The 10,227-nt window shown below is 63.1% G+C and carries 7 protein-coding genes; 3 read left to right on the plus strand and 4 right to left on the minus strand.

The window, feature by feature from the left end:
* Positions 1-112: 112 nt before the first annotated feature.
* From V8359_RS14155 to V8359_RS14165, 3 genes are read right to left on the minus strand one after another with little or no spacing between them, the layout of a single operon-like run.
* Complete coding sequence (locus tag V8359_RS14155; protein ID WP_336429670.1) at positions 113-550, minus strand: hypothetical protein; 438 nt, start codon at positions 548-550, stop codon at positions 113-115.
* A complete protein-coding gene (locus V8359_RS14160; RefSeq protein ID WP_336429671.1) occupies positions 547-4,284 on the minus strand; it encodes an efflux RND transporter permease subunit in 3,738 nt (1,245 codons plus the stop codon). Before V8359_RS14160 ends, V8359_RS14155 begins: the two co-directional genes overlap by 4 nt.
* On the minus strand, positions 4,281-5,606 hold the full coding sequence (locus V8359_RS14165) for an efflux RND transporter periplasmic adaptor subunit (RefSeq protein ID WP_336429673.1): 1,326 nt from the start codon (positions 5,604-5,606) through the stop codon (positions 4,281-4,283). Before V8359_RS14165 ends, V8359_RS14160 begins: the two co-directional genes overlap by 4 nt.
* A 214-nt stretch (positions 5,607-5,820) precedes the next feature.
* Between V8359_RS14165 and V8359_RS14170 the strand changes: the two genes are divergently transcribed.
* The 3 genes from V8359_RS14170 to der all read left to right on the plus strand — a co-directional run bounded on the left by V8359_RS14170 (position 5,821) and on the right by der (position 9,378).
* Positions 5,821-6,486 carry a hypothetical protein gene (locus tag V8359_RS14170; protein WP_336429674.1) on the plus strand — a complete coding sequence of 222 codons (666 nt, stop codon included), beginning with the start codon at positions 5,821-5,823 and terminating at the stop codon, positions 6,484-6,486.
* A gap of 31 nt (positions 6,487-6,517) precedes the next feature.
* Positions 6,518-7,849: a PQQ-like beta-propeller repeat protein gene (locus tag V8359_RS14175; RefSeq protein WP_336429675.1), complete on the plus strand. Its 1,332-nt coding sequence runs from the start codon at positions 6,518-6,520 to the stop codon at positions 7,847-7,849.
* A 62-nt stretch (positions 7,850-7,911) separates the two neighbouring features.
* On the plus strand, positions 7,912-9,378 hold the full coding sequence (gene der / locus V8359_RS14180) for a ribosome biogenesis GTPase Der (protein ID WP_336429676.1): 1,467 nt from the start codon (positions 7,912-7,914) through the stop codon (positions 9,376-9,378).
* A gap of 1 nt (position 9,379) precedes the next feature.
* Here der and V8359_RS14185 read toward each other — a convergent pair whose 3' ends face one another.
* Positions 9,380-10,087, minus strand: a complete 708-nt coding sequence (locus tag V8359_RS14185) for a hypothetical protein (protein WP_336429677.1) — start codon at positions 10,085-10,087, stop codon at positions 9,380-9,382.
* Positions 10,088-10,227: the final 140 nt, after the last annotated feature.

Raw genomic sequence — 10,227 nt, forward strand, 5'->3', positions numbered from 1 at the left:
CCCGAAAAATCCGGAAACAAGCGGAGCGATTGCCAAAGACTGTTGCCGGGTCATGGTCCAATCACGGTGCGACCTTAGATGAATCAGGCCCTACGGTGGCGAATCACGGGCGTCAGCGGGACCGCGCTGTCCACTTGTTCCGAAGCTCGGACGCCTCAAGCTTGATCCGGGTTTCGATGCGGTCGGCGTCCGCGCCTTGGGCGAGGTGGGGTGCTGCGAGGCTGCGCGCCCTGTCTGCGAGAGTGGCGAGGCGCGCGTCGGTGCCATCGAAAGGTGCCGAGAAGGCTTGTGCGACCTGTTCAAGCGCGGCGTCGGTCGGGTCCGGTCCGGGGCCGATCGGATCCGCGATAGGGGTATGTGCGGTGCGCGACGGCGCGGTGTATCCGGTCAATTCGGCCAACCGGTCAGTAAACGCGGTCACGACATCGTCGCCAGCGCCCTCGGAGGCAAGCCAGCGGAGCCCTTCCAGTTCGAGCATGGCAGGGGAACCACCAGCCCCGCCCGGTGCGTCACGGACCAGCCTCTCGGCCAGATCGCGCGGGTCGGTCATTCGGCAGCGCGCAGGGATTTTCCGGCAGAGGGCGGGTACCCGAGCGTGCGCTCGGGGGTGCCATCATCCCAGATGATTTCCGTAAGGGTTGCGCGCCGCGCTTCGCGGGCCAGTGCCATGTCACGTGCCGCCTTGCTGCCCCGGCCCATCGAAAGCGCCTCCATGAGGCGCGACAGCCACAGAAGATACGTCGTGGCCCAGACCCGCATCGCCAGCATCGAGGGGGTGAAGACGAGTGTCAGCATCGTGGCGATCCCAAGCCCGAACACGACCGCTGTGGCAAGCTGTTTCCACCACAGGGAGGTGGGCGAGTTGAAGGAATATCCGCCGTTGACGAAATCGAGGCTGAGGCCGAACATCATAGGCGCAAGCCCCGCCATGGTTGTGATCGTCGTCAGCAGGACAGGGCGGATGCGGTCCTCGGCGGTACGCGTGATCGCCTCGGCACGGGGCATGTAGCGCGCATAGTCTTGGTAGGTGTCGATCAGAACAATGTTGTTGTTCACGACAATCCCGGCCAACGCCACGATACCCGTGCCCGTCATGATGATCGAAAAGGGCTGATTCATGACCATCATCCCGATCAGAACCCCGGTGGTCGAGAGCACCACCGCAAGAAGCACGAGGACCGCGTTGTAGACGCTGTTGAACTGCGCCAGCAGGATGATGAACATGAGGCCGAGCGCGCCCATGAACGCCTTTTGCAGGAAGGCACCGGATTCGGCCTGATCCTCCTGATCGCCGGTCCACTCATAAGCAATATCGTCGGGCAGCACACCGCTCTCGAGCCATTGGGTCAGATGCTCGATACGTTCATTCGGGGTGATGGGGGTCGTGGTCTCGTTGCCGTTCTCGTCGGTCACGGTCTTGGTCAGCCCGTCTGCCACGCCGGCCTTGACGTCGAAATAGCGGGTCTGGTTCACCCGGTCGATCTGAGCGAGGCCCGTTACGGGCTTGCGCGTGATGAAGTTGGACAAGGGCACGAGCCCGGAGGTGGTGCGCACCTTGAGCGTGTCGAGTGTCGAGAGAACGCGGTCCTCTTCGGGAAGGCGAACGCGGATGTCGATTTCCTCGTCGCTGGTATCGACGCGCATGGTGTGAAGCAGGATGCCGCGTGTCACAAGCTGCACCATCGCGCCCACAGTGGCGACATCCGCCCCGAAGCGACCGGCGCGCTCGACATCGACATCAATCTGCCAGTCGATGCTGGGCAAGGGCAGCGTATCCTCGACAAGGGTGAGGCCACGGGTCTCATCGAATTGTGTGCGGGCCGTTTCCGTGAAGGCAAGAAGCTTGCTCCAGTCGTCACCCTTGATGCGCAGATGCACCGGCTTGGCGGAGGCGGGCCCCCGTTCGAGCGCGAGTATCTCGATCTTGATCCCGGGGATACGGGAGAGCTGCTCGGTCAGCTCGGCGATGGTGCGGTCGCCGTCCGCCGCCGGGTCGGATACCTGCCGGGTGACGTCGAAATCAAGGAAAGGCACGGTGAACCAAACCTCTTTCTGGGTCTCGCGATCCTCCCACGGAATAAGTTCGAGCTGAACCTGTCCAACGGTGTCGCGGGGGGGCTGGGCGCCGCCGGTGTTGTTGTCGAGCCCGCCATCGCCCGCGAACGCGAAGGCGGTTTTGACATTGGCGTGTTGCAGGACGATCTCTTCGACCTGCCGGACGAGATCGTCCTTTTGATCAAGTGAGAGGTTGCCGCGCGCCCGGACATAGACGAGCGCGTTCTCGGGTTCGGATTCGACGAAGAACTCCACGCCCTTGTTGTTGCCCATGTAGAAAATGAGCGTGGTGCCGACGACAAGGAAGACCGCGCAGCACGCCACAAGCGGGCCGAAAGGGTTGGCCGCGATGAGGTTGATGAACTTACCGAACGGCGATCGGCGATAGCCGCTCGTTACGCGGTGTGCGCGCCGCGGCAAAAGCCGGTCGCGCAGCCATCGCGTTCCGTTCCCAATCCGCCGGAAAAGCGCACCAAGCCCGACAAGGATCGAGACTGCGCCTGTCAGGCCCGCCGCGGCCAGAACCACCGCGCCGACAAGCAGGGCAAAAGCCCCGATCAGCGTAGGGATGACCGAGGTGAAGATCGCGCCCATGTTCATCGCGCCGAAGAGTCCGGTCACAAGACCCTTCACCGCCGGGATACCCATCGCCGCGAGTGCGACGGCGCCGGCGGCGGCGGGGAAGAGTAACAGATGCCAGAGCCAGAAGCCCGATGCGATATGTTCGATCCGCAGGTTGAGCCAGCGTTCTATCCGTCCGGTGACGCCGCCCACCACAGGCAGATAGACCAGCGCCACAAGAAGCGAGGCCGAGAGCACGAAAATCAGTGTCACGGGCAGCATGCCCATGAATTCACCCGGAACGCCCGGCCAGAAGAGCATGGGAAGGAATGCACAAAGCGTCGTGGCGGTGGAACTGACCACCGGCCAGAACATCCGCTTGGCCGCTTCGACATAGGCATGCATGGGGCCCGAGCCCTCTTCGATCCGTTTGTCGGCGTATTCCACCACGACGATTGCGCCATCGACGAGCATGCCCACCGCGAGGATCAGGCCGAACATCACCATGTTCGAGACCGACACACCCATCACCGCCAGAAGCGCAAAGCACAGAAGAAAGGAGGTGGGGATCGCAAAGCCAACCAGAAGCGAAGGCCGGATTCCAAGTGCGGCCAGCATGACGATCATCACGAGCGCAATGGCGGTAAGCACCGAGCCTTCGAGCTGTTTGACCATCGAGGCCACCGTGCGAGATTGATCGCCCGAGGTGCCAACGCTGACCGTCGCCTTCATCTCGTCGGGCCAGCGGGCGCGTGCCTCCTCAACTGTTTCGCGCACGAGGGTGGCGGTGTCGATGATGTTGAAGCCCTTGCGCTTCACGACCTGAAGGGCAACCGTGTCTTCGCCGTTGAACCGGGCGGTACCGAGACGGTCCTCGAAGGTGAGGTTGATCTGAGCCAATTCGCCGAGTTTGACCACGCGGTCGCCATTGGTCTTGATCGGCAGATCGTAGATATCGCGCGTCTCGGCGAAGGAGGATGGAATCTTGACCGCGAAGGCGCCCTTGTCCGTCTCGACCTCGCCTGCCGCGATAAGCTGATTGTTGTTCTGAACGACGCTTATGAGTTCGCCCGCCGTGACGTTATAGGCCTCGAGCCTCAGCGGATCGATGATCACTTCGACCATCTCATCGCGGTTGCCCGCGATGCCGGCCTCTAGCACGGGGTCCAGTGCCTCGAGCCGGTCTTGCAGAGACTTCGCTATGCGCGCCATCGTGCGTTCGGGAACCGCGCCGGAAAGGTTGACCACGATGATGGGAAATTCAGAGAAATTGATCTCGTTGATCGAATATTTCTCATAACCCTCCGGGAATTCCGCCTCGGCGGTGCTCATGGCGTCGCGGACATCTGCCATGATCTTGGTCTTGTCCCAGCCGAATTCGAATTCGAGCGCCACGCCACCATAGTTTTCGGCGGCGGTGCCGGTCATTTCCTTGAGCCCGTCAAGGTCCGAGAGTTCGGTTTCCATCGGCTTGACCAAAAGCTTTTCACTGTCCTCGGCGGAGATGCCGGGAAAGGGAACCGAAACGAACAGGGCGGGAATTTCGATGTCGGGCTCACCCTCCTTGGGGAGGCCGATATAGGCCATCGTGCCCGCAAGGATCGAGAGCACGATGAACGCGAGGACCATGCGCGCCCGTTCGGAGGCCCAGTCTACCAAACCGGTCATTTTGCGCCCTCCGTATAGGCGGCTTGGACGCGCACGCCATCGGTGACGTATTCTTGGCCAATGACGATGACATCCGCCTCGTCCGGCAGCCCCGAAAGCCAGACACCGTCGGGCGTGTCACGCAGGAGTGTCACGGGAACGAACTGTGTCTCCTGACTTTCGGTCACGATACGCACGCCCAGATCGCCCTCATCGTTGAGGGTCAGGACAGATTGCGGCAAAAGGTGTGCGGCCTGCCCGTCGGCCGCGATCAGGATTTCGGCGGTTTGTCCGTCACGAATCGCGAGGTCGGGGTTGGGAACCTCGATTTCCACGCGAAAGGTGCGTGTCGTGGAATCAGCCGAGCGGGACAGGAAGGTGACCGTTCCCTCGGCACGCAGGCCCGAGGCCAGTTCCGCACCCGCCCGCGCGCCCAAGGCGACGCGGCCGACCTCGGTTTCGGTGACGAAGCCCACGAGGATGATCGGATCAAGCTGAATCACCGTGGCACAAAGCGCGCCCGGTTGCAGCAGCGATCCAAGCTCGGCCGTGTCCGATTCGAGCAAGCCTGAAAAGGGCGCCGAGATGGTCAGCCGCTCAACCTCCTTGTCGGCGGCGGCAATGGCGGCGCGCGCGCTTTCTATTCCGGCCTTGGCCGCTTCAACCCCGGCGGCGGCGCTTTCGAGGCCCGAGCGCGCCGATTCGAGGCCAGCTTTGGCGCTGACCAGTGCTGCTTCGGCGCCGCGCACGGCGGCCTCTGTCGCGGCGACACGGGTATCGGAGGCAAAGCCGTCCTCGCTAAGGCGTTTGGCGGCGTTTTCGTTGATCTGCGCCTCGTTCAGGCGGGATTTGGCTTCTTCAACGCGTGCCTTGGCTTCGGCCACGCGGGCCTTGGCCTCGGGTTTTCTGGCGCGTGCTTCGGGCAGGCGCGACTGTGCTTCGAGCAGGCGGGCGCGGGCTTCGGCCTGAGTGGCGGCGCGGGTGCCGGGGTCAAGGCGGCAAAGATCCTGTCCTTCCTCGACAAAGCTGCCTTTGCGAAGGGGGGTGGAAACGACCTGACCGGAGGTTTCGGCGCGCATCTCGACCTGTCGATCAGCCTCGGTCTGGCCACGCAGGATAACTGCGCTGTCGATCTGGCGCGCCTTGGACCGTTGGACCACGACGCCGGGTAGAAGGCTGGTCTTGGTGTCGGTTTCGGACTCTTGTGTGGTAGTTGTCGCTTCTGTCGCGGCCTCGGGATTGTCTTCGGGCGCCGCCCCGCCAGTCAACAGGTCGCGTTCGAGCACGAAAACATATATCAGCGCCGAAACAATGATGGCGGCGAGGATCGGAAACAAACGCATGACAAGCCCTTTGCGTATCAATTCGCCCGGAGGCGGCCGATGCCGTCATTTCGGGCTGCGCGACCATTATACTCAAAACGCTGAACTATCCAGTTCAGATTAAACTTTTCCCTATCTCGTTGCAATATGGTGTGGAGCTGCCCGGTTTGCGGCCCTTGGCAGCACCGGAGGGACACGCTAAGACGGGGCGAATGACAAAGAAGCGAGCCTTTCCGTGAGTAATACCGATAGCTTTATCGACGAGGTAACCGAAGAGGTCCGTCGCGACAAATTGTTCGCGCGGATGCGCCGCTATGGCTGGATCGCTGTTGTGGCCGTGCTTCTGCTGGTGGGCGGTGCGGCATATAACGAGTGGAACAAGGCGAGAGAGCGGGCCGCCGCTCAGGCGCTTGGTGACAATATCCTTGCCGCGCTGGAACGGGATGAGCGTGCGGCGCGCGCCGATGCTTTGGCGGGGATTGATGGCCCGACACCGGGCGCCGATGCGGTTGTTACCCTTCTGGCGGCGGGCGAAGAGATCGAGGGTGCGCCCGCAGAGGCCGCGGCCCGGTTGCTGACATTGGCCGACCGAAGCGATGTTCCGCAGATTTATCGTCAGATCGCGACGCTCAAGGCGGTTTCGATCGCCGAGGCGGGCCTTGATGTTGCCGAACGGCGCGAGAGGCTCGTAGGATTGACGGCGGGCGGGGGGCTGATCCGCCTTCTGGCCGAGGAACAACTGGCCTATCTCGACATCGAGACAGGCGACACGGAAGCCGCGATCGGGCGGTTGGAGCAGATAAATGCCGACGCGGAGGCCACGCAAGGCTTGCGCAGACGCGTGTCACAGGTGATCTTGGCGCTGGGCGGCGAGATCGACCCGGCACGGGATGCCGGGTGACGGCAGCACAAGACGAAAAGTCGGGGGGCACATGGTTGTGAGCAGCAAGACAGTATTGGCGGGGCTGGTGGCCTCATGCGCCCTTGCCGCATGTGCGAAGAATGAACCCATCCTTCCGGGTGCCCGCGAAGAAATCCGAGCCGAGGCTGACGACGGGTTCGGCATCGTCGAGAACGCGGATGACCAGAACGAGACCGCACCTGTCGCAGTAGGGGCCGCGCAGGCCAATGCCAACTGGACACAGCGCAGCGGAACACCGTCAACACGCGTGGCGCATCCCGCACTCGCCCCTGCACCAAACCGTATCTGGTCGGTGGGGATCGGATCGGGGGATGGCAATAAGGCGCGTATCACCGCAGACCCGGTCGTTGCGGGCGGGCGCATCTTCACGTTGGATTCCGGGGCAATGGTCACGGGCGTTTCAACTGCCGGAGAGGTTCTCTGGACACAGAACCTCGTGCCGCTCAACGACTCGGCCAATGACGCGAGTGGCGGCGGGCTGGCATATGGCGACGGCAAGGTTTTCGTGACATCGGGCTTTGGCAAGCTGACCGCGCTTGATCCCGCCACTGGCGCCGTAATCTGGGAACAGGAACTTCGCGGCACCGGAAGCGGCAGCCCGACCGTGGTAGGCGATCTGGTTTATCTTGTGGCCGGCGATGACGAAGCATGGGCCATCGACACCGAGACGGGCCGGGTGCAATGGCGTCTGAGCGCCGCACCTGACGCCAACAACATTCTTGGCGGGCCGGCCCCGGCGGTGTCCGACAAATATGCCGTCTTTGCCTTTGGCGCGGGCGAATTGCAGGGGGCGTTCCGCAAGGGCGGTCTGCGGCTTTGGTCCACGCAGGTGGCCGGGCGGCGCAGTGGCCTGTCGCAATCGCTGGTGGTCGATGTAACCGGTGATCCGCTAATCGTGGGCGACCGCGTGTTCGTGGGCACCCATGCAGGGCGTCTCGTGGCGCTCAAGCTTGGCAATGGTGAACGTATCTGGACCGCCAAGGAAGGACCGCTCAGCCCGGTTTGGCCAGCAGGTGAGTCGCTCTTCCTGATTTCGGACCGAAACGAGCTGATCCGGATGCGCGCCGAGGATGGCACGGAGGTCTGGTCGCAGAAGCTTCCGTTTTTCACCAAGGACAAGCCCAAGAAAAAGGCCGAGATATTTGCACATTACGGGCCGGTTCTTGCGGGGGGGCAGCTTGTCGTGGCGTCGAATGACGGTTTGATCCGCTTCTTCGATCCGGCGTCCGGCGCGTTCAGGCGGTCGGTCGAGGTGCCTGGTGGAGCGACGACCAACCCGGTGGTCGCGGGGCGCACGCTTTATGTCGTGTCGACCACAGGCCAACTGCACGCTTTCCGTTGACCGCCCGATACGCTAGAGGGGCGGCCTGAGGCACGGGCCGTGCCTGATCCGGAGCCCGAAACATGAGTTTGACTCTCGCCATCGTAGGACGCCCCAATGTGGGTAAGTCCACACTGTTCAACCGTCTGGTTGGTAAGCGGCTTGCGCTTGTCGATGATCAGCCCGGTGTGACCCGCGACCTGCGCGAAGGCGAGGCGCGGCTGGGCGATCTGCGTTTTACCGTGATCGACACCGCTGGTCTTGAGAATGCCACCGACGATTCGCTCGAGGGGCGGATGCGGCGCTTGACCGAGCGGGCGGTGGACATGGCCGATGTCTGTCTGTTCATCGTGGATGCCCGCACCGGGGTTACCCCCACAGACGAGATTTTCGCCGAGATTCTGCGTAAGCGGTCCGCCCATGTGATCCTTGCTGCGAACAAGGCCGAAGGTTCGGCGGCGGATGCAGGGGTGATCGAGGCCTATGCACTTGGTCTTGGTGAGCCTATTCGCATGTCGGCTGAACACGGCGAAGGGCTCAATGATCTTTATACGCATCTCATGCCGTTGGCCGATGACTATGCGGCCCGCGCCGAGGCCGAGGCGCCTGAAACCGATGTGGCGGTGGACGAAGAGGGCGAAACCGACAGGCCAGATCACGCGCCGACCGCCGCAAAGCCGCTTCAGGTGGCGGTGGTGGGGCGTCCAAATGCGGGCAAATCGACCCTGATCAACCGGATCCTCGGCGAGGAGCGCCTCCTGACGGGGCCCGAGGCGGGTATCACCCGTGACGCGATTTCGATCGGCATCGACTGGGACGGGGTCCCGATGCGGATTTTCGACACCGCTGGCATGCGCAAAAAGGCGCGCGTTCAGGAAAAGCTTGAGAAGCTATCGGTGAGCGACGGTCTTCGCGCGGTGAAGTTTGCCGAGGTTGTCGTCGTCCTACTGGACGCGGCTATTCCTTTCGAACAACAGGATTTGCGCATTGCCGATCTGGCCGAACGCGAAGGGCGCGCGGTCGTGATCGCGGTCAACAAGTGGGACGTGGAGACCGAGAAACAGCAGAAGCTGCGCGATCTGCGAGAGGCGTTCGAGAGGCTCTTGCCGCAGCTGCGCGGGGCGCCTTTGGTGACGGTCTCGGCCAAGACAGGCAAGGGGTTTGACCGGCTTCATGCAGCCATCACGAAGGCGCATGACGTATGGAACCGGCGGGTAAGCACGGCGCGACTCAATCGTTGGCTGACCGGGATGCTGGAGCAGCATCCACCACCCGCACCCGGCGGGCGGAGGATCAAACTACGCTACATGACGCAGGCCAAGACGCGGCCACCGGGGTTCGTGGTGATGTGCAGCCTGCCCGACAAGATGCCAGACAGCTATACCCGGTATCTGATCAACGGGCTGCGTGAGGATTTCGACATGCCGGGCACGCCGATCCGCCTGCATATGCGCAGCCAGTCGGACAAGAACCCTTACAAGTCGAAGAAGAAATCGACCCCGTCGCGCCTGCGCAAGCATCTGGGCAAGGGGCCTGCGGGCGGGCGCTGATTCACGATCGGGCCGTGGCGCTGCGCGCCTGCCACAGCGCATAGCCCGCGATAAGCACAACACCCGCGCAAGAAAGCCAGAGCACGGCGAGCGAACCATCAGACGCATTTCGAACAGCCAGTGCAATGAGCGCCCAGACCACCGCCACGGCAAATCCGTAGGGACGGGCGCGGGTGCTCATGACGCCGAGCGACAGCACGAGTGCGAGCACCGTGCCCACCAGCGCGGCGTTGGGTGCCGAAAATACGCCATAGCCCCCTAAAAGAAGCGCCGTCGAGACAGATGAGGCGGCGGTGAGCCAACCGGCATAAAGCCCGGTCGGCACACTGGCGAGCCACATGTCACGGCGTGGGGCCTGCCAGAGTGCGACCACCGCGCCGGCCCACATCACCCAGATGAGAACGGTGGCCCAGACCGGGCTGACCGAGGCGACCGTGAGCCATGGCACGCCCACGGCGAGCGACAGAAGAAGCGGCGCGCGCATGGGCTGCCAATCGGCGGCGTCGCGGCGTGCGAAGGCGCCGAAGGCCGCGCTCACGATCAGCCACGCATAGATCAGGCCCCAGATGGAAAAGGCGTACGAGGCCGGAAGGCCGGGTGGTGACACCTGAGGGATGGGGTACTGATTGGGTTCGTAGCCGCTGAAACTCGGTGAGAAGGCCGGAGACACGGCAAAGAGCACGGCGGCGATGAGAAGCAGGTAGGGCATGGTATACCACCATTTACTTTCCACCTAATGGATCGAAGCCACCGGCTTCCAGCCGGTCCGCTTCAGCGAATCTGTTCTGAGCTTCCTCCCCGGAATCTGAAGCCCCGCAGGGGTATGGCTTCAGATTCCGGGGAGGAAGC

Origin of the sequence: Roseovarius sp. E0-M6 (assembly GCF_037083845.1) — a bacterium.
Lineage (GTDB): Bacteria > Pseudomonadota > Alphaproteobacteria > Rhodobacterales > Rhodobacteraceae > Roseovarius.

What these genes read in the sequence shown, in the direction of transcription:
- V8359_RS14175 (WP_336429675.1), top strand. Translation starts at nt 6,518, where the DNA reads ATGGTTGTGAGCAGCAAGACAGTATTGGCGGGGCTGGTGGCCTCATGC.
- V8359_RS14160 (WP_336429671.1), bottom strand. Translation starts at nt 4,284, where the DNA reads ATGACCGGTTTGGTAGACTGGGCCTCCGAACGGGCGCGCATGGTCCTC.
- V8359_RS14155 (WP_336429670.1), bottom strand. Translation starts at nt 550, where the DNA reads ATGACCGACCCGCGCGATCTGGCCGAGAGGCTGGTCCGTGACGCACCG.
- der (WP_336429676.1), top strand. Translation starts at nt 7,912, where the DNA reads ATGAGTTTGACTCTCGCCATCGTAGGACGCCCCAATGTGGGTAAGTCC.
- V8359_RS14165 (WP_336429673.1), bottom strand. Translation starts at nt 5,606, where the DNA reads ATGCGTTTGTTTCCGATCCTCGCCGCCATCATTGTTTCGGCGCTGATA.
- V8359_RS14185 (WP_336429677.1), bottom strand. Translation starts at nt 10,087, where the DNA reads ATGCCCTACCTGCTTCTCATCGCCGCCGTGCTCTTTGCCGTGTCTCCG.